General features: G+C 35.0%; 17 protein-coding genes. 10 read left to right on the forward strand and 7 right to left on the reverse strand.

From position 1 onward, the window contains the following. Window positions 1-95 precede the first annotated feature (95 nt). The 5 genes from ABID42_RS21190 to ABID42_RS21210 all read right to left on the reverse strand — a co-directional run bounded on the left by ABID42_RS21190 (window position 96) and on the right by ABID42_RS21210 (window position 7,013). Window positions 96-2,513, reverse strand: a complete 2,418-nt coding sequence (locus ABID42_RS21190) for a TonB-dependent receptor domain-containing protein (protein ID WP_367285374.1) — start codon at window positions 2,511-2,513, stop codon at window positions 96-98. Beyond that, complete coding sequence (locus ABID42_RS21195; protein ID WP_435521489.1) at window positions 2,494-3,786, reverse strand: HTTM domain-containing protein; 1,293 nt, start codon at window positions 3,784-3,786, stop codon at window positions 2,494-2,496. Before ABID42_RS21195 ends, ABID42_RS21190 begins: the two co-directional genes overlap by 20 nt. 67 nt (window positions 3,787-3,853) lie before the next feature. Further along, a complete protein-coding gene (locus tag ABID42_RS21200) occupies window positions 3,854-4,990 on the reverse strand; it encodes an imelysin family protein (protein ID WP_367285376.1) in 1,137 nt (378 codons plus the stop codon). A gap of 79 nt (window positions 4,991-5,069) precedes the next feature. Continuing rightward, entirely contained in the window at window positions 5,070-6,200 is a 1,131-nt protein-coding gene (locus ABID42_RS21205) for a DUF4856 domain-containing protein (protein WP_323689828.1), read from the reverse strand. Window positions 6,201-6,326: 126 nt separating this feature from the next. Beyond that, on the reverse strand, window positions 6,327-7,013 hold the full coding sequence (locus ABID42_RS21210) for a response regulator transcription factor (protein ID WP_367285377.1): 687 nt from the start codon (window positions 7,011-7,013) through the stop codon (window positions 6,327-6,329). 326 nt (window positions 7,014-7,339) lie between these two features. Between ABID42_RS21210 and ABID42_RS21215 the strand changes: the two genes are divergently transcribed. Both ABID42_RS21215 and ABID42_RS21220 read left to right on the forward strand, forming a co-directional pair. After that, window positions 7,340-8,014 (forward strand): response regulator transcription factor, encoded by a 675-nt coding sequence (locus ABID42_RS21215; RefSeq protein WP_309922145.1) that lies wholly within the window; start codon window positions 7,340-7,342, stop codon window positions 8,012-8,014. 29 nt (window positions 8,015-8,043) lie between these two features. Further along, window positions 8,044-9,294, forward strand: coding sequence for a sensor histidine kinase (locus ABID42_RS21220; protein ID WP_367285378.1), 1,251 nt, complete (start codon window positions 8,044-8,046; stop codon window positions 9,292-9,294). A 225-nt stretch (window positions 9,295-9,519) separates the two neighbouring features. On the opposite strand, the gene ABID42_RS21225 is transcribed toward ABID42_RS21220, so the two are convergent. Further along, window positions 9,520-10,110 carry a recombinase family protein gene (locus tag ABID42_RS21225; RefSeq protein WP_309922131.1) on the reverse strand — a complete coding sequence of 197 codons (591 nt, stop codon included), beginning with the start codon at window positions 10,108-10,110 and terminating at the stop codon, window positions 9,520-9,522. 178 nt (window positions 10,111-10,288) lie between these two features. Here ABID42_RS21225 and ABID42_RS21230 point away from each other — a divergent pair, with 178 nt between their 5' ends. The 3 genes from ABID42_RS21230 to ABID42_RS21240 all read left to right on the forward strand — a co-directional run bounded on the left by ABID42_RS21230 (window position 10,289) and on the right by ABID42_RS21240 (window position 14,030). Continuing rightward, the gene (locus tag ABID42_RS21230) at window positions 10,289-11,005 is read left to right on the forward strand and encodes a DUF4158 domain-containing protein (RefSeq protein ID WP_367285379.1); all 717 of its coding nucleotides are present in this window, start codon (window positions 10,289-10,291) and stop codon (window positions 11,003-11,005) included. Window positions 11,006-11,179: 174 nt separating this feature from the next. Beyond that, a complete protein-coding gene (locus ABID42_RS21235; protein ID WP_367285380.1) occupies window positions 11,180-13,396 on the forward strand; it encodes a Tn3 family transposase in 2,217 nt (738 codons plus the stop codon). A 253-nt stretch (window positions 13,397-13,649) separates the two neighbouring features. Continuing rightward, window positions 13,650-14,030, forward strand: coding sequence for a Dabb family protein (locus tag ABID42_RS21240; RefSeq protein WP_166580155.1), 381 nt, complete (start codon window positions 13,650-13,652; stop codon window positions 14,028-14,030). 251 nt (window positions 14,031-14,281) lie between these two features. On the opposite strand, the gene ric is transcribed toward ABID42_RS21240, so the two are convergent. Then, on the reverse strand, window positions 14,282-15,013 hold the full coding sequence (gene ric / locus ABID42_RS21245; RefSeq protein ID WP_166580156.1) for an iron-sulfur cluster repair di-iron protein: 732 nt from the start codon (window positions 15,011-15,013) through the stop codon (window positions 14,282-14,284). A gap of 170 nt (window positions 15,014-15,183) precedes the next feature. Here ric and ABID42_RS21250 point away from each other — a divergent pair, with 170 nt between their 5' ends. The 5 genes from ABID42_RS21250 (at window position 15,184) to nosD (ending at window position 20,036) form a co-directional block, all read left to right on the forward strand. Continuing rightward, window positions 15,184-15,639, forward strand: coding sequence for a c-type cytochrome (locus ABID42_RS21250; protein ID WP_166580157.1), 456 nt, complete (start codon window positions 15,184-15,186; stop codon window positions 15,637-15,639). 13 nt (window positions 15,640-15,652) lie between these two features. Beyond that, window positions 15,653-17,662, forward strand: a complete 2,010-nt coding sequence (nosZ, locus tag ABID42_RS21255) for a Sec-dependent nitrous-oxide reductase (protein WP_309922124.1) — start codon at window positions 15,653-15,655, stop codon at window positions 17,660-17,662. 75 nt (window positions 17,663-17,737) lie between these two features. Then, the gene (locus ABID42_RS21260; protein WP_166580159.1) at window positions 17,738-18,310 is read left to right on the forward strand and encodes a hypothetical protein; all 573 of its coding nucleotides are present in this window, start codon (window positions 17,738-17,740) and stop codon (window positions 18,308-18,310) included. Window position 18,311: 1 nt separating this feature from the next. Then, entirely contained in the window at window positions 18,312-18,752 is a 441-nt protein-coding gene (locus ABID42_RS21265; RefSeq protein ID WP_309922121.1) for a nitrous oxide reductase accessory protein NosL, read from the forward strand. Between the two features lie 9 nt (window positions 18,753-18,761). Further along, window positions 18,762-20,036 carry a nitrous oxide reductase family maturation protein NosD gene (gene nosD / locus ABID42_RS21270; protein WP_166580161.1) on the forward strand — a complete coding sequence of 425 codons (1,275 nt, stop codon included), beginning with the start codon at window positions 18,762-18,764 and terminating at the stop codon, window positions 20,034-20,036.

Below are 20,036 nucleotides of genomic sequence, written 5' to 3' on the forward strand. Positions count from 1 at the left end.
AGGGCTTAAGGTTTAGAATTAGAACAAACATTTTATTGAGCAATATGAGGCTGTACAAATAATACAGCCTCTATTTTAACAAAAAGGAAAGACCTTTACATTTTAAATTGTAGTGTAAAATAAAAACTTCTACCATCAGACGGCAAAATCCCAGGACCTGGATAACCTGTAGCTCTTCTGGTAAAATACATTTCATTAGCAACATTGTTAATACTTGTTTCTAGCTTAATCTTCTTGAAGTCATAAGAAAAGCTTAAATCCATAATTTTATAAGCTGGAATTAATCCTATTACAGATGATATTCCGCCATCTCTAGCATTGGTAGCATCCGAAAATTGGTCTGTTAAGTAAGTAAACTGAAATGAGCCTTTCAGTTTTTTGTAGCCAACCCTAAGGCCTGTTTTAAGGTTTACTTTAGGTACAAATTCAACCTCATTGCCTTTTACTCCTACCATCTTACTTTCACGATATTCAGATTTAATCAATGCAAGGTTACCGAATAGCACTGTACTTATATCTTGATTTTCTGGCTTAAATAATCGGAAGAAATCAGCTTCTGCATACGATTCTATCCCCATAATCACAGCTTGCCCTACATTAGTTCGTAAACGTAATATTCTGTTGCTCTCGTCATAAAATTGTATTTCACCTATCCTGTTATTATAATTTAGGTAAAACAAGCTAACATCGTAATTGTAAAAAGATGTTTGGTGACTTCTAATACCAAGGTCTATTGAATATCCCTTTTCATCCTTCATGTCAGGGTCTATCACCGACGAAGGATTTGAAATACGCATATCACTAAAGGTAATCGAACGATAGTTTTGCGAAATGTTACCATAGATTTCAGTCTGTTCAAATGGTTTAAAGCTAATGCCAATTCCAGCCAACACAAATTGGCGGTTATTTACACGTACTTCATCTGTTCTGGTAATATTGATTACGTTTCCTGCTAAATCACGCATGATACTCCCATAATAACCATCAGCTTTAGTACTAATATATTCATAGCGTATACCAGGAGTTACGGAAAGTTTATCGTTTAGGTAGAAAATATTTTCAGCAAACAATGATACATTTTGGTTGGGGAAACTGTAATCGTATGTAATAAAGCGTTCGGGCTCTACAAAATTAAAGTTCGCATCTTTTCCTGTACTTCCTAGTCCTTGTAAACTGTGGTTGAATCCATGATAATATCTTCCTCCTACTAACAGTATAGATTGTTTTTTGGCGATAGAGTAACGTTTTAAATACCTTGTTTCTGTTCCCCAGTTTTCAAATTCTCCTTTTATTAAATCTCGGTCGCTGTTATCATCAATAGTTGCTACACGGTTTGGTCTAAACCCTAACGAATATCGGTGAGCTGACAGCCCAAACAAACGGAGATTAAACTGGTTGGTTTCGTTAAACTTATGATCGAAATGAACAGCCAACATATTCCAATTTACATCAAACCAATTACGTTCTCGGTTCGTTTGTCTTGGATCTTGTGCAAACATAGCATCTGACACCCCCCCTGGTTGTTTGGCTAGGTAATCCATGTGGGTTACATCTAAGCCAACAGAGGTTTTTTCTGATATTTTATAATCTATATCTGAATAAAATGTGTAGCTATTAAAATGTGAATTTGCTCTCCAACCATCGGCTTTTTTATATTGAAAAAAAGTATAATAGCTAAGTTTCCCTACAGTACCACTTGCACTGGTAAAAGCATTATAAAATCCAAAAGAACCTACAGTTTGCCTCGCCACTACTTCAAGTTTTTTATCAAGAACGGGTTTCCGCATGATAAAATTAATGAGCCCTCCAAACTGAGTACCATATTGAAGTGACGCTGCTCCACGAACAATTTGGATTCGTCCCACGGCTTCTACCGGAGGGGTATAATAACTTTCTGGATAACCCAAGGCATCGGCACTTATATCATATCCGTTTTGTCGAACATTGAAGTTCGACGTTCGGTTGGGGTCTAATCCTCTTCCTCCGATACTTAGTTGTAAACCACCACCCTCATTTTCCCATATATTAAGACCAGCTACTCTTGAATAAATTTGTCGGGCATTGTTGGTTGATAAATTAGCAACTAGTTGATCTGGTGTAATTACTTCCGACTTCTTGCCTTCATAAATACCCATATTTTCAACACCTCTTAATCTTGAAAAACCGAAATCGGTTTTCTTATCCGATACCACAACTTCATTCAGCGTTTCATCACGTGAAGAAAGGTAAATTACTATTTCTTCATTTTTGCCTGCGATAACAATCGTTCGTTTGACAGGCTTAAAGTCTGGAGAAATAATTTGTAAAGTATGTTCGCCATTGGAGATAGAGGGGAATATAAATATGCCTTCTGGGTTAGATAACGTTTTCTGATTGCCATCAAGATAAACCGCCGATGCTGCCACCAAGGCACTATCGTTTTTTGATTTAATAATACCTTTCAAACGATATTGAGCAAAAGTATATGTTGCGAAAAAACAGATAAAAACTGTACTAAAAACCTTTAATTTCATTATTGAGGGGAATAATCCAGGATTTATGCTGGAAGGATTCTATTTCTTTGGCTAAATCAGTAGTAGGATTAATAAATGTTTTACCCAACCTACCATTCAGGGTAACATAAGCATCGACATATACTTGAGGTGACCGAAAGCCTTGGCTTTGATAATAATCTCTCAAGATATGTGCATAATATAAAATCATATCTGGCTGAGTAGCCATCATTTTCTCCTGCAGCGTTGTCAAGAACTCTGTATTATTAACTATTTGTTGGTGTCCATCATTATCCTTTACAGTAAACTGTGCATTACCTGCCTTTTCCATCAACATTACTCTCCATGAAAATCGGTAGCCTTCTTCCGTCCAAAAAAGTTCATCAGGATACATCAGGTACCTAAATGGAAATATCAACTGGACAGTGAAGAATATCACAAACCCACCTATTAAAAGCTTATTGACTACAGGAGCAAACGAGTAAGTTTTATCAGCCTGTAAAAAACTGGCTGGTACTTTCAACACTCTTGCAAGTTGTTGAATAATGCTTTGATGAAAACTAGGAGAGAAAAAAATCAAGGCTGTCACTATCATAATATATGGAAACATACCGATAGGAAACAACAAGGCTGTAAAAACATGAAAAACTACAACTGTTAAATAAGCGATTGGCCTTGTTGTAGAGTTCAATAGTAAAAAGACAATAGTTAGATCATATACACATCCGAACCAGCTAAAAACATAGGGTGTCCATGAGTAATTGAACAAAAAACCTATGATAGGCATATCATTACGTGCTGGAATCCATATTTTTAAGGGCAACGCCTGAATAAGCCAGTCACTATTTAACTTGGCAAGCCCAGCGTAGAAATACAATATAAAAACCAACAGCTTGATAACATCTATACACCATGCAGGTACTTTATCAACTAATAATGCTTTGTCTTTATAGGCATCTACTGAGAAATACCTATGTGCTGGCAAAAACACCATAATCAAACAAAGTAAGCTGATGAAATAATAGTGATTTAAATAAGTGCTTTTGTCCATCAATTCTATATAAGTAAAACTCAGGAATAAGCTTACAATGGCTATTCTATAAAAATAGCCTATCATTACTAAAACCGACGACACAATACATACTACAAACAGCATGTAAGTATATTGCCCTAAAGGGCGAATAAACTCGAATCCGTAAAAAGGAAAAAAATAATGAGGCTTTATGTACAAATCATAAATCCAACCTTTGCTCCAAAAACGCAAAAGACTTACGAAAAGCATAAAACCTAACATTATTCTGAATACAGCCAACGGTGCAACAGAAGTCTCTTTTTTTAAATATTTTATATCTATTTCCCGACTAGTCACCGTCATTATCAGTATAAGTAATGGTAATGCTCATAGCCGAAGTCATATCTACTTTTAGCATTCTTACCGCTTTTTGTAGTTCGGTATAAACAGCTTTCATCGCTACGTTATTATCTACCACCTCTTGATAAAAATTAGGCTTTAACGCATCTATTTTAGCTTTATTAGCCACAAACTGTGTATTGATTATTTCACTTAATAATTTTCCTGTAGTAACATCTTTTGCCACTAAACCATCAAGATAGCTTTTGAAAGAAGGTCCTTCTGCACCAGTTTTTACATTTTTACCATTAAAAAAGTCAACAGCGGCTTGATGTGCACTTAGTGCCAATGTTTTAGAAATATCCTTTTTATAAAATGCTTCTACTTTATTTGCCGACACAACACCATTGAGCATAGCTCCTGATGGAATACCGAATTTACCTGAACGAATAAATCTTTCATAATGTAAAATATAACCATTTATCATTTCCCCCATTGGCGAACCTATATCGGTACCTGTCTTTGAAATAAACTCACTGCGATAAGTTCCCCAGTCGCTTATTACTTTGGTAATAAGCTCGTTCATGTGGTCAACAATTCGTTTAACGTATGCCAAACGCTTGGCACCATCTGTAGATGATTTAAAATAGGCTATGATTTCAGCATCGGTACTTCCTGTTCCATTCAATAAATAATCTAATGCAGGAAAACCCTGTTTGTCGTAAGCGGCAGTTACTTCAAAGTTTTCAGACGGATTGTTTATGTATGTTGCAATGCCAGCGACATTTGTTGGATATATATTGAAATAATTACGAATCCCTGTCTTGGTTCCTGGACCAAAATCAAAACCTTCAACAGTTTCCCAACTGATATAAGCATCTACCCATGCTTGGCGAAATTCAGTAAGTGTAGAGGCTTCAGGCTTGGCAATAAAAGCTTGAGACTTAGTAGACATCAAATCCAATTTTGCTTTAAAATTGGTATAGGATGGCACAATGACATTATCGGCCAAATTGGTCAATATTGCGGCACGATCTTTATTCAAATCTGGCGTTGTATTTTGTGGGTCATCAGTTTTTGAACATGCCAACATCAATACAATTGCAATCAATAAAATACTTACTTTTTTTAAGTCTATTCTAGTCATCACATTAAACGATAATATGGGTTGACAGCAATACCATTGCCACCAACCCACTTGGTTACTATTATTAAAAAATAAGTTCTTATAAAGCGAACTTTGCTTTGATGGCATCAGACGCTGCTGAAATTTTAGCAGGAGTTAAGTCCCAATATCCATTTGCTGAACCTAACAATGCTGTTAAAATATCGTCTGAAAACTTAGCATTTGCACCATTAACTGTACAGAAACGTAAAGAATAGATAAAACCAGCACCTTCACCAATATCATGAACTTTGTCTGCTTCAGAGGTTCTATTTCCCCATTTTCCTAAATAACCTACTGCTGCTGCCGCAATTGCTTTTTCAAACGCTGCTTTAATAAAATCAGCTTGTTTTTTCAATTCTGTTTTGTCGTTATTAACAATCGCTGCACGACCTTTCAAGAACGCAAGGTGAACTTGTGGATAAGCCGCTTGGTTGTATTCCCATACATAAGAGCCTAACGCAAATTCAGTTGTACCTCTTACTGTATTTGTAGAACCAGCTAAATACGCTTGGTTTAATGTTAAAAAAGCATAGGCTTCGTCCCAGTTTTGCTCTAATTGAGAATAGTTTTTACCTGTTACAAGCTTGCTATTATCAGCATCCAGCCCTTTGGTTAACAATACATTACCAATATAGTCATACTGTAAAGCACCAATTAATGATTTTTGAATAATTTGGTTTGTTTCAATACCTTTAGCATCAACCAAACGACTCCCTAACTTTCCTGCTTTACCTTTTTCAGCAGTCGAAGTAATTGATTTACTTGCTTCAGCAATTTCACCAAAAAGCGTTTCTATTTTTGCTTTTACTACTTCTGCCTCGGCTGTTGACCAAGAAGAAGCTACAGTATTACGTAACTGTACTCCTGAAGTATTTAGTTTAGTACTATCAACAAATGGGTTATTAGTATTAGCAAACATATTTTTCAACACAGTAGCATCTATCACTTTATTACCACTAATTGATGAACTCATTGAAGTATTTAATGCCTGAAACATTTTATAACGGTTATTACCATTACTTAAATCTACTGTAGTTTTTCCTCCGTCAACAAAAGCATTACTATATGGTGTGGTAGCTGTCAATGTTGCGTAATCAATTTTTGTAGTACGTAATGGTGCCACTACTGCATCATCATCTTTACACGAGGTCATGCCTGCAATTGCTAAAGCAACTAACACAAATTTCATTTTGTAGGTTCTCTTAAACATTGTAATAAGGAATTAGTTATTTATTTATATTCAAAAATTTATTTTATTCTTTGTTAATTGTATTTAGACTTATTCCAAACAAATAGTCAAAAAAATAGGACTATTTTATAGCACCTTTTGGTCTTCCCATTTATAGCCAATACCGTATATTGTATTGAGGTATATTTTGCATCCAGCATCACTCATCTTTCTTTTAAGATTCTTGATATGTGCATAAATTATATCTGCCTTATTTTTGGAATCTTCTAGTTGCCCCGACAAATATGTCAAAAGAGCGTCTTTAGTAACCACTTTGTTTTTATGTTCTAAAAAGAACACAAGTAATTCAAATTCTTTTTTTGTTAATCCGAGTAATACTTCATTCACCAAAACAGACTTTGCTAACAAGTCTATTTGTAATTCGTTGTATCTGATAATATTCTTATTATTCAAGTTGCTTCTTCTAAGCAATGAAAATATCCTGGCTACTAATTCTGATGCTTCATAAGGTTTATTCAAAAAATCATCTGCCCCTTGATATAAAGCATCTATCTTTTTTTGAAAAGAATTATCCGAAGAAATAACAATAAGCCCTGCATGCTTATTTATTCTTTTTACCTCATCTATGAGTTGTATGCCATTATTTTCCTCGTCTGTCAGGTCAACTACAATGCAATCGTATATAGAATTTTTAATTTTTTGCTTCAATTCTAGGGCGTTTATTACGAACTCTGTCCTATGTCCCATTCCTAATAAATCATTGGCAATCTCATCGCTAAACTTCCCAGAACTTTCCATTATGAGAATTTCCATGTCACAAAATAAAGAGTGAATTCTGAATTTTTTTTAAATTAATCTAATTCTAAATAATATTTTTGACGACTTTAGCTTTTAGAATCATTTGGAAAACCTTTTTTATTGCAGATAAACTTACTTTTGAATATTTAAAACCAATATACAACCCAGAAGGATAGAGCAATCAAGTAATTTTATTTTCTCAAACGAGTCAAGCAACTAATGAATATTTAATTAAATAAAACCCTTTACGGTAAATTGTAAGCGTTCGTTGCGTTACTAAAAAATATTTTTAATCTTGTGTTCACAAGTAATAGCACTTTATTTATAAACTTTAGCAAACTATGAAGCTTTTATTGGTAGAAGATGAGCAATTTCTTTTAGAAGAAATGGATACTTACCTGACTGAACAAGGTTATCGTTGCGAAAAAGCAACAACATACACTGAAGGGCAGGAAAAACTACATTTATATCATTACGATGCCATCGTATTAGATATTACTCTTCCTGGTGGTAACGGATTATCACTACTTGAAATATTAAAAAAGCAACATAAAAATGTTGGAGTCTTGATTTTATCAGCCAAAGATTCTCTGTACGACAAAATAACAGGTTTGGAAATGGGTGCTGATGATTATATCACAAAGCCTTTTCATCTGGAAGAACTCAATGCTAGAATTTTCTCCTTGCTAAGAAGAAGAACTTTTGATGGAGAAAATGAAGTAAAGTTTGACAGTCTTGTTATTAATATGGTTACTAAGACTGTAAGTTATAAAGACGAATCTATTGTTTTAACTAAAAAGGAATATGAACTGCTATTATATTTTATTGTCAATAAAAATCGTGTTGTAAGTAAACAAGCTATAGCAGAACACCTTTGGGGAGATCATTATGATATGGCCGAAAATTATGATACTGTATATGTTTATACGATGAATTTACGAAAAAAAATCACCACATACACAGGAATTGACTATATCAAAACGGTATATGGAATGGGATATAAATGGATTGCGTAATGAATAAATAAAACGTTTTAGTTTAGAAAATGACTTTACTTCATAAAACTACAAGAGACTATTTAATTGCCTCTGTATCTATTCTAATATTTACGGGATTTACCCTTTTTGTGATACTCCAAAAAGCAGTAAGTGATGAAATGAATGAGCAATTAGAATTGCAAGCAGATCAAATTTTTGAGAGCATCAGGCTTGGTAATCATGTCAATGCACCATTAATTAAAATAGATAAAGTTACTGATAATAATACATCCTTAGGACTGGTTTTTGGAGATTCTATGGTTTATGATCGAGTTCAAAAAGAAATGGAAGAATATCATTACCTTAAAGAAACACAAGTAATAGGAGACTCTAGATATCATGTAACAGTGATGAGTTCACATATTGGTTGGGATAATTATTATCTTACCATTTTCTTCATTTTTCTATTAACGGCTATTTTACTTACTCTGTCGGGCATTTTAATTAACTATTATTCTAATAAGAAGATTCTGAAACCTTTTTTTGAAAATTTAAAGAATGTTCAAGCCTTTTCGGTTAGCTCACCTCATAGTCTTCAACTTCATGATTCAGCTATTACAGAATTTAAAGAATTAAATTTTACACTAAAAGACCTAACAGAAAGAAGCAAAAAAGAATATTTAGCTCTCAGAGAGTTTACAGAAAATGCCTCTCATGAAATTCAAATCCCTTTAAGTATTATTCAATCTAAGCTTGATAGGATGAGCCAGCTTGAGATTACAGAACAAATGGCTGGTTATATTACACAAGCAAAATCTGGCGTAAATCGTTTATCAAAGATGAACAAAAGTCTTTTATTACTGGCAAAATTAGATAATCAGCTATTTACGGAACAACATGAAATCGTTTTTAACGATGTTTTAGATTCACATCTTCGAAATATGGAAGATCTTTTTTTAGCTAAAAATATTAATTTAATAGAAACATTAAACAAGACAATCATCCATTCCCATCAATATTTGATAGATATATTAATTTCAAATTTTCTTTCGAATGCACTTAAATATACCTCAACAAATGGTACAGTTAAGATAAGTCTGAAAAACAATATACTCATGATTTCCAATACTGGTTCTCCCTTAGATTTCCCTGAAGAATATATTTTTGATAGATTCACCAAGAATCCAGAGAATACTTCATCAACAGGTTTGGGCTTAGCAATTATTAAAGAAATTTGTGTGTTAAATCATTGGACTTTAACTTATGATTTCCAAAATGGATGGCATACATTTATCATTGTTTTAAAACAAATAAATTAACTAATACATATTCGTTCTGAAGTCAAGAAATAAAAGGTAGTCTCAAATAATATTATTAGGATAGTCTTCTTATTCTTTCCATTATTGGAAGTTTTAAACGGGTGCAAGATACTACTCATGTAATTGTCTTTCTGTTATATAAAACGATGGGAAGTATTTTTTGTTAGCTTAACACAGTCGGGCTGGAATCACCATTTGGGCCAAATCTAAACTAAGTCTCACAAGTTATTGATTTTCAATATTTTGCAAATTTCGTTCTTGTCCCATTTCTTCTAAATATCGGTAAACAGTAGCTCTACCAACTCCAATAATTCCTGCGATTTCGATGGCAGATTTCTTCTGTTTGTATAACATTACTGCCGTTTCTGCCTTTTTCTTGGCTTCTGGACTTAATCCCTTCTTTTTCCCACCCATTCTACCCCTTGCCTTGGCTGCCGAAAGTCCCGCTTTGGTGCGTTCACGGATAGTATCTCTTTCAAATTCGGCTAATGAACCAAAAATGTTCAATAATAATCGCCCTTGAACGGTAGATGTATCAATGGAATCTTTGATAGAGGTAAAATTTACTTTTTTTAATCTAAAAGTTTCTACCAGATTTATCAGCTCTTTTAATGACCGTGCCAATCGGTCTAACTTCCAAACCATCACGGAATCTCCCTCTCGAAGATTCTCAATCATTTTCATTAATTGAGGGCGTTCTTTACCCGAAGACACTTTTTCTTGGTAAATCTTCTGACATCCCAATCTTGTCAATTCATCCGTTTGTAAATCTAAATTTTGGTCTTGGGTTGAAACCCTTGCGTAGCCTATAATCATTTCGGTTTATCGTTAAGCTTGTCTCATTAACTCATCAATATTTTACTTATCTAATTTTGTTTTACAAGATAGCAATTTGAGACGGCATAATAGCGTATTTTTGTATTTTTATCATTGCTTGTCTCACTCTCATAGAATGCTCGTTTTGTGAGACCCGTTTTAAAATCATTTTAACTTTATGAGTCGGATTAAACTTTTGCAACCCAAAGAAGTAATTTTATTCAACCAAGCCCCCTTGCTTAATTTAGATGAAAAATCTTATTTCTTTTCCTTGCCATCGCCTTTCGATGAAGAGTTCAAAGAGCTCAGAGATGGATATGCAAAAATTGGATTTATTTTACAATTAGGGTATTTCAAATATTCGGGTCGATTTTATGGGGCAAATCAGTTTCACAAATCTGATATTGAATTCGTAATTAAGCAATTGGGTTGGAAAGATTGGGAAAATAAAGTTGCTATTTTTCAAGACAATTATAGTTATCAGGCATCCTATAAACACCGATTGAAAATCTTAGCTTTATCAGGCTGGTCTTCTTTTGAAGAAAAACAAACGGAATTCAATCATCGGATTCGTTTGTTGATTGACCAGCAATTATTACCCCGAAAAGTTCTCTGGAAATCTCAGGAATACTTATTCAATAATCGAATAGAATCCCCCTCTTATGATACTTATCGAAGGACTATCTCTCAAGCTCTCATTGATTCATCGGAAGAGATTTCGGCAACGCTATTCAAACACCTTTCAGACCAAGATAGAGGAGTTTTGGATTTATTCATCCTTCGTGATAAAAGTTATCAAAAAACAGAAATAGCTTCTTTCAGAACGGTTATCCAGTCCCTAAGACCTTCGGATATAAAAGAAAATGTGGTTATTTTCAAAACCTTAAAAGACTGATTAGTAAGGCTTGATTCTTTGGTAAAAAAATTAAACTTGACGGATGTTGTCATTGATTATCACGCCCATTGGGCAAGTATTGCTGATACCCAAAAGTTAGTGGCCCACTCAGATAAATACTTATTTTTACTTTGTTTTCTTATCCATCAAGTCAGAATTAGGAACGATTATTTCATGGACACTATCCTCCAATGTGTTAATTCAGCCAAGAAATATTCGGAAAGATTGGAGGTGAAAGATTATTTCGAGAATCGCAAACAGCGAACAAAAGCTATGAAATTATTGGTGGATTCTCGTAAGGATTATAAGCAACAAGTTGAAGCCATCAAGACCATAGTCAAAAGTCCCCATGATGCTCAACAAAAAGTAGATTTCATCGAAGACCTCTTTGAAATTGATACAGATTTACAGCCCGAAGATGAAGCGTTAGTAGCTTTAATTGAAGCTGAGTTAACCAAAAGTAAGGAAAAGACTTTCCATGATATTTGGGAAAAACGTAGTATTTGGTTGTCAAATAGGGTGGCTGAGATTATTCAACATTTACCCTTTAATGCTGAAACAACCGACCCCATTTTGTTTCAAGCGATTACCCATTTCCAAAGCAATAAAGGGAAATTAACCAAACCGCCCAAAGATATTTCGTGGCTCTCAAATGCAGAACAAGATGCTCTCACTACCTATGATACAGACACTCAAAAAGAAAAATTCAAGGTAAAACTGTACAAAATGTTCTTCTTCCAAGCTCTCGAAAATGGCATTAAATCAGGGGAGGTATTTCCTGTATATTCGTATCGGTATCGGAGTTTAGAGGAATATTTAATTGACAAAGAATATTTCCAACTCAACCGAAAGCAACTCTTACAGGATGCAGACCTAAGTACTTGGAGCGACCCAAAGGTAGTCATAGAATCCCTTGCATTGGAATTAGATACTCTTTTTCATGAGGTAAATCAAAAGATTAATAAAGGGGAAAATCCTTATTTTAGCATCAATAAGAAAGGGAAACCTTACATAGAAACGCCCAAAGTTGAAAAACCAGATACGCAACTTATCTCTAATTATTTTACACCCGTTCGGTTTGTGGCGGTTTCAACGCTTTTATCGGAAGTTGAAAAAGTTAGCCCTTTTTTGAATATATTTGGTTATCAAGGCAAAATACAAGAGAAGTTTCGTCCCAGTGATGAAACATTTTTTGCCACCTTGATTGCCCAAGGATGTAATGTTGGCATTGATAAAATGGAAAGAATTGCCAAGGGAATACAGGGACATAGCTTGAAACATATTGCCGATTGGTATCTCAATCAAGAAGCCTTACAAGACGTGAATGATGCCATTATTAAGTTTAAGAATACATTATCCTTACCAGATATTCATAGGAGGGAATCTGATAAAATTCATACTGCCAGCGATGGGCAAAAAATATTAGTCAAACGAGATTCTTTAAATGCCTCTTACTCCTACAAATATCCTGGCTTTACCAAGGCATCAGTAATCAATACGGCTATTGACGAGCGAATGAGTGTTTTTAAAATCAATGTTATTAGTGCTTCGGAACGAGAACACATCAACGTGGTAGAGATGCACTTAGGAAATCCAGTTATCAAAGCCGACACGCATTCAACTGATACACACGGCTCATCTGATATTGTTTTTGGGATGATGTATTTTTTGAATGTGTTCAATGCTCCAAGATTAATGGATTTACCCGATAGAGTGCTTTACAGTTTTGAACCATTCAAGAAATATGCAGCACTTGACTACCAACTTCTACCAACAAAATATCTTGATAAAGATGAAATAATAGATTCGTGGGATGATATATTGAGACTGATGGTATCGTTAAAATTAGGTAAGACTACTGCCTATCAAGTATTCAAACGGTTAAACTCCTACGCCAAACAAAACCCTTTGGAAGCCGCTTTCAAAGAATTTGGGCGAATTATTCAAACCATTTTTATTCTCAAATACTACGATGATTTAGCCTTACGACAGGCAATTGAGAAACAATTGAGCCACGTAGAATTAATGAATCGTTTTTCAAAGGTGGTCTTCTTTGGACAAAATCAAGAGTTTCAGGCTGCAACCAAAGAGGAACAAGAACGCATTATTTTGTGCCGAAGTATCATTCAAAATGCTATTGTGCTGTGGAACTATCTGTATTTATCAGATTTACTCTCAAAAGTGGAGCAGCAGGAAGAAATTGAGGAGATAATAGTAACGGTTAGGAATTCAACCGCTCTTACTTGGAAGCATATCAACTTTATTGGGGAGTATGACTTTACTAACTTATTAAATGACAAGGAGTTACGATTTGATATGGCAAAATTGAAGGCTTGGAAATATCAAAAACCATTAGAAATAAAATTGCCTCAAAATATTGATAATCAGTAGGTTATAAGACTTAGTTTAGATTTGGCCCAAATGGTGATTCCAGCCCGATGTTGACATTGTAGGGTTGCTCCAAATAGTCTCTATGCAATCGCTTTGGATGCAAGGCCTTCAAGTTGTATGGGCTTTAACTTTATCGCATTACATTCATTGCTATAGTACTGAAGAAAATTAAAAAGTCAAGATGACTTCAATATTAACTACTCTAGTTACCTTAGTTTAATTTTATAATAAACTAACTAATAATTTGTATTCTATGCTCATCAAAATCATCGCCATTGCAGGCTGTTTGACTTGGACAAAAGGCCCAGAACCTACATCAAAAGCAATTCCAAGCAAAGGACTACTACGCCATGTAGTTGTGGTAACTTTCAAAACTAATACTTCTATTGACTTGATTCGAAAAGTTGATATTTCATTCAAGAATTTATCTAAATTGTCCATGGTAAAAGGTTATGAATGGGGAATTGTTAAAGATGACAAAAACACAAAAAAAGTAAAACATGTTTATGTCACTACTTTCGAAGGCCAGAAAGAAGAAGATGCTTATGGTAAGTCGCCAGAACACCAAAAACATATTAAACTAGGTGCTGAGAATATCGAGTCTGTAGAATCTATAGACTATTTCTTGCCATAACTATTTTGATAGCATAATAATACTCTCCATCATAACGACTTAATGTTTATGATGGAGGGTATCATTATTAATTACTAACACGTAAGTAGGAAGACGTTATTAGTTAATCGTATATTGGTTATTTAAGGTATTCATAATCAAAAGGTTATATTCAAATTACACCTCAGATATACTATTAATTTAATCTTTCCTATTACTTACATTGAATTATATACTAGGCTGCAAAAGCAATACTAAAACTGACTTTTTCATTAATTTTCTAATATTGTTTTTTCGAGTGCTGTCAGTTTGGGAAATAAAATATTGTTTTCTAAATGTACATGTTGCGTCAAATCACTATCTAATTCTTCTAATTTGGATAGCATTACAATATGCGAATTACAGGCGTCTTCGGGAGGAGTATAATTATTGGTAATATCTCGTAGTCTGAACAATAACTCTCCCGCTTCTTCGTGCTCGCTATTCATCATACTGATTGGATTTTTGACCGTACGAAAAAATGGAGGAGATACATGGGCATGCTCCTCAGAGGCAGTTACGAGTGACTTGCCATAAGGAAATATTACATTTTCCTCTTTAGGCAAATGCGATAATAAATCTTCTTCAAGTATCTTATAAACTGTAGCTAATTCTGTCAGATAAGCATATTTATCCTTATGTTTGGTATAGACTTTTTCTACAAAATATCTGATTTCGGGTAAATTTTTATACAAAAATTGATGATGTACATTGTAGATATAATCAATCAAAAAATCTAGTTTTAAGTTATTAAAATCTAAAGACTTGTCTCCTGTATTAGATAGCAACTCTATTTCTTCCCAAATTTCTGCTGGATTTTGCTTCTTCTTCTTACATTCTTCAGTAAAGCTCTTATTGCCCCCACAGCAAAAATCAATATTTAGCTTTCTAAATACACTTGCTGCTTTGGGGTTATGGGCTACTATTTCGCCTACAGTTTTAGTATCAAAATTTATCGTTTCCATAAAGTATTTGAGTTAAAATTTTCTACAAAAATAAAAGACTTTTTTATCTTCTATTATGACTAATATCAAAATAAGAACTAATAAAAATCAGAATTTATCTTATGAGGCCTATATAGATTTGCACAATAAAAGACTTTTTTATCTTTTATTTAATCTTAATTACTTACCGAATGAAGACATCATTATTAACTATCGCAATTGTGACTTTGACGCTCTGGGGATGCGGTGGCGCCAGTCAACGTGCCGAAAAACCCGAAACCAGTGATTCGGTACTTCAACAGCAAGAAGAAGTCCATGGTACAGAAGTAAAAGAAATAGCTCTGACAAACCCGCTCAGTCAGCTAATGGTAGACGAAGGTCAAAAAATCTATGATATGAAGTGCTCTTCGTGTCATAAACTAACTGATGAGCGTTTGGTTGGCCCAGGCTGGTTGGGAGTTACCAAAAGACGTAAGCCTACTTGGATTATCAATATGATTACCAATGTAGACATGATGTTAGAGAAAGATACCGAGGCTCAAAAGCTGTTAGAGCAATGTTTGGTACGTATGCCTAACCAAAATATAACTGAAAAAGAGGCAAGAAGTGTATTGGAATTGATGCGTAAAAATGATGGCGAAAAATAAAAACATTTTTAATATGAACTTAAAGTCTATTATAGGAGGAGTTGCAGTAGGTATTATTGCAGTTGCTCAAATCAGCTGTAAACCCAACAACAAAGGAGGTGTCAGTGGCAGTTCTGAACTAGCAGGCGACGCAGCTCAAAAAGTATATGTGGCGCCAGGCACACACGATGAGTTTTATAATATCGTTTCGGGAGGTTTTAATGGACAAATTTCTATTATAGGGCTTCCTTCAGGACGCACACTTAGAGTTATTCCGGTATTTTCGCAAAGCCCAGAAAATGGTTATGGTTTTAGTGAAGAAACCAAACCTATGCTCAACACCTCACATGGATTTGTACCTTGGGACGACTCGCACCATATTGCCCTATCCACTACCAACAGTATTCACGACGGTCGTTGGGCATTTATTAATGGCAATAATACTCCAAGAATAGCCCGAATCAGTCTAAAAACGTTTAGAACTGAAGAAATCATAGAATTGCCTAACTCAGGCGGTAATCACTCTTCGCCATTTATTACCGCCAATACCGAATATGCTGTTGCAGGTACTCGTTTTTCGGTACCACCCGACGACAAGGCTGATGTACCAATTAGTTCTTTCAAGAAAAACTTCAAGGGTTATATCAGTTTTGTAAGTATTGATAAAAATACAGGTCGCATGGGCATCAAGTTTCAGCTCAAAACACCTGGCGTAAGCTTCGACTTGGCTCGTGCTGGTAAAGGGAAGTCGGCAGATTGGTTTTTCTTTTCTACCTATAATACTGAGCAAGCCAACTCGCTTTTGGAGGTAAATGCTTCACAAAAAGACAAAGATTTTATTCTGGCGGTCAATTGGAAAAAAGCTGAACAATACCTAGCACAAGGAAAAGGGAAAAAAGAAGCTGCTAAATATGCACATAATGTGTATAGCGACAAAGTACATTCGGCAACATCAACCATTATGACAAAAGTAATGACGCTTGACCCCAAAGAATGTCCAGATATGCTTTATTTTATTCCATGTCCTAAGTCGCCACATGGTTGTGATGTAGACCCAACAGGACAATACATTGTTGGATCGGGCAAATTGGCTGCGGTAATTCCTGTTTTTTCATTTGATAAAATGCAAAAAGCCATTGCAGCAAAAACTTTTGATGGAAACTTTGACGGAATCCCTGTACTCAAATACGATGCAGTGTTGCACGGAGAAGTACAAAAACCAGGTTTAGGACCACTTCACACGGAATTTGATGGAAAAGGCAATGCCATTACCTCGTTTTTTGTATCGTCTGAACTTGTTCGTTGGAATATCGAAAAGCTAGAAGTTATCGACCGTGTACCAACTTATTATTCTGTTGGACACTTGAGTATTCCTGGAGGACCAACAGCCAAACCTTGGGGTAAATATGTAGTAGCTTATAACAAAATCACAAAAGACCGTTATTTGCCAACAGGCCCTGAACTAGCGCAATCGGCTCAGTTATATGATATATCGGGAGATAAAATGAAGTTATTACTCGATTTCCCAACCACAGGAGAGCCACACTATGCCGAATCTATACCTGCTAGTTTGATTGAGAAAAACTCAACCAAAATTTTCAAAATAGAAGAAAATGCACACCCATATGCTGCCAAAGGCGAAAAAGAAGCTAAAGTAGTACGCAAAGGTAATGAGGTACACGTGTACATGACTGCCATTCGTTCGCACTTTACTCCTGACAATATCGAAGGTGTAAAAATGGGAGATGTAGTGTATTTCCATGTAACCAACCTTGAACAAGATTGGGATGTGCCACATGGCTTTGCTATCAGAGGAGCACTCAATGCTGAGCTATTGATTATGCCTGGCGAAACCCAAACCCTCAAATGGATTCCTACCAAAGTAGGTGTAACCCCAATGTATTGTACTGATTTTTGTTCGGCATTGCACCAAGAAATGCAAGGATACGTAAGAGTCTCTCCCGCAGGAAGTAACGTGCCATTAACATGGGGTACTGGCAAAAATCCTGTTGCTGAGGCTGAACAAAAAGTAGCTAAAAAATAGCAAGCGCCAATTCACTTTGTAAAATAACTAGTCTATGAGCTGTAATAGGCTCATAGACTTCAAAATCATCAAAAAATGAAGCCACTTAGTAAAATCTCTCAAGTTCTTATAGCTCTAGGTGCGCTTGGGTTAATAGCCACCTATTTTACTCCCTTGTGGCGCATTGACTTATGGGCACCACAATATCCAGAAGGGCTATCTATGCAAATTTGGCTAAATAAACTTTCAGGACAAGTTGATATTATCAATGGTCTGAATCACTACATTGGTATGGCACATATCAAGGAAGAGATGTTTCCTGAGTTCAAAATTTTACCTTATTGTGTTGGTTTCTATATTGTTGCGGGGCTTGTAACAGCTATTTCAAAAAGTAAGAAAATTTTACTGAGCTTTTTTATACTTGTTGTTCTTGGAGGCGTTTTGGCTCTGTATGACTATTGGAAATGGGGTTACGAATATGGACATAATCTTAGTCCAGATGCTGCCATAAAAGTTCCTGGTATGTCTTATCAGCCTCCTATGTTGGGCTACAAAGAACTCCTCAACTTTGGCGCTTACTCTATTCCTGATATAGGCGGTTGGTTTTTTATACTACTTGGTTTAATCTGTGTTGGTACTACTGTTTATGAATTCAAATACAATCGCTAAAATGAAATTTTCTATCATAATCCTACTTTGCATTGGAATAGCCATGTCGGCATGTACAACCCAAACAGAACCCATCTATTATGGAAAAGATAACTGTGGTTTGTGTAAAATGACTATTATGGATTCCAAATATGCTACCGAATTAGTAACTCCTAAAGGTAAGGTCTTTAAGTTTGATGATTTAAGATGTATGGTTATTTTTATGAAAACCAACCATACATCTTCTGCCGATTATGCACATCTTGTTGTCAATAATTTTGATAATCCTCAAGAGTTTATCAATGTTACAGAGGGTACTTTTGGACAAGGCACTCTATTCAGAAGTCCCATGAGAGGAGACTTGGCTGCTTTTAAAAGCCCTCAATTTTCTCAAAAATTGAAAGAAAAAGATGCAACTATAAAGTTTTTTTCGTGGACTCAAATCCAAGAAATGTTTAATTAATAGTTCGATATGAAAAAACTAACGGTCATATTCATTTTACTTTCACAACTAACTTTTGCTAAAACGTGGAAAGTAAACAATACTTCGGAGTTATTGAAGAGTGTTGCTCATTCATCAAAAAATGATAGTGTCATTGTCAAAAAAGGAATATATCATATTACAAATCTTATTATTGACAAACCTATTTATTTGATTGGTGGCGAGTCTCAACCACAAAATTACCCCATCTTTGATGCCAACTATAAAGGCGAAATTATTACGGTAAAATCTTCGGGAGTGTATATCGGTAAAATTGAATTTCGGCATGTTGGCGAAACCAGCTCAATCGACTGGGCAGGTATTAAAGTGCTAGAGTCCAGTAATGTGACTATTAAAAATAATTATTTTAGAGATTGCTACTTTGGTGTTTATCTATCGGCTTGTACCAAAATTCAAGTGCTTGGCAATACGGTTATTGGGCATCCTAAAGAAGAGCAAACTACAGGCAATGGTATCCATGCCTGGAAATGTGACAGTATTCAGATTGCTAATAATTATGTGCAGGGGCATCGTGATGGTATTTATTTTGAATTTGTGACCAACTCTTTGATTCGCCAAAACTTTACCACTCAAAATATTCGCTATGGTTTACATTTTATGTTCTCACACAACGATACTTACGAACTAAACCAGTTTGTGAATAATGGAGCAGGAGTGGCAGTCATGTACACCAAGCATGTTACTATGCGAAGTAACCTTTTTAAAAATAATTGGGGTGGCGCTGCCTATGGTATTCTCTTGAAAGATATTTCGGATAGTCAAATACAGCACAATCAGTTTATTTCCAACACAGTAGGAATATATCTTGAGGGGTGTAGCCGAACCAATATCACTCAAAATGAATTTTCGAATGATGGTATCGCCATGAGAATTCAGGCTAGCTGCGATGACAATTTGATTCAAAATAACAATTTTATTGCTAATACTTTTGATATAGCAACCAACGGAAACTCTGTATATAATACTATCTCAAAGAATTATTGGGAAAAATATGATGGCTACGACCTCAATCATGATGGCATCGGGGATGTAGCGTATAGACCCGTGAGTTTATTTTCGACCCTTATCGAAAGGGTTCCTCAAACCATGATGCTATTACGGAGTTTTACGGCTAGTCTTTTGGATAAAATAGAAAAAATTATCCCTAGCCTTACCCCTGAAAACCTAAAAGACGAATCTCCGCTAATGAAGCCTATTCGACTAGTACCATTTAACCCAAAAGCTGTAACCGTCCAAAAATCATAA

Origin of the sequence: Arcicella rosea (assembly GCF_040543805.1) — a bacterium.
Lineage (GTDB): Bacteria > Bacteroidota > Bacteroidia > Cytophagales > Spirosomataceae > Arcicella > Arcicella rosea.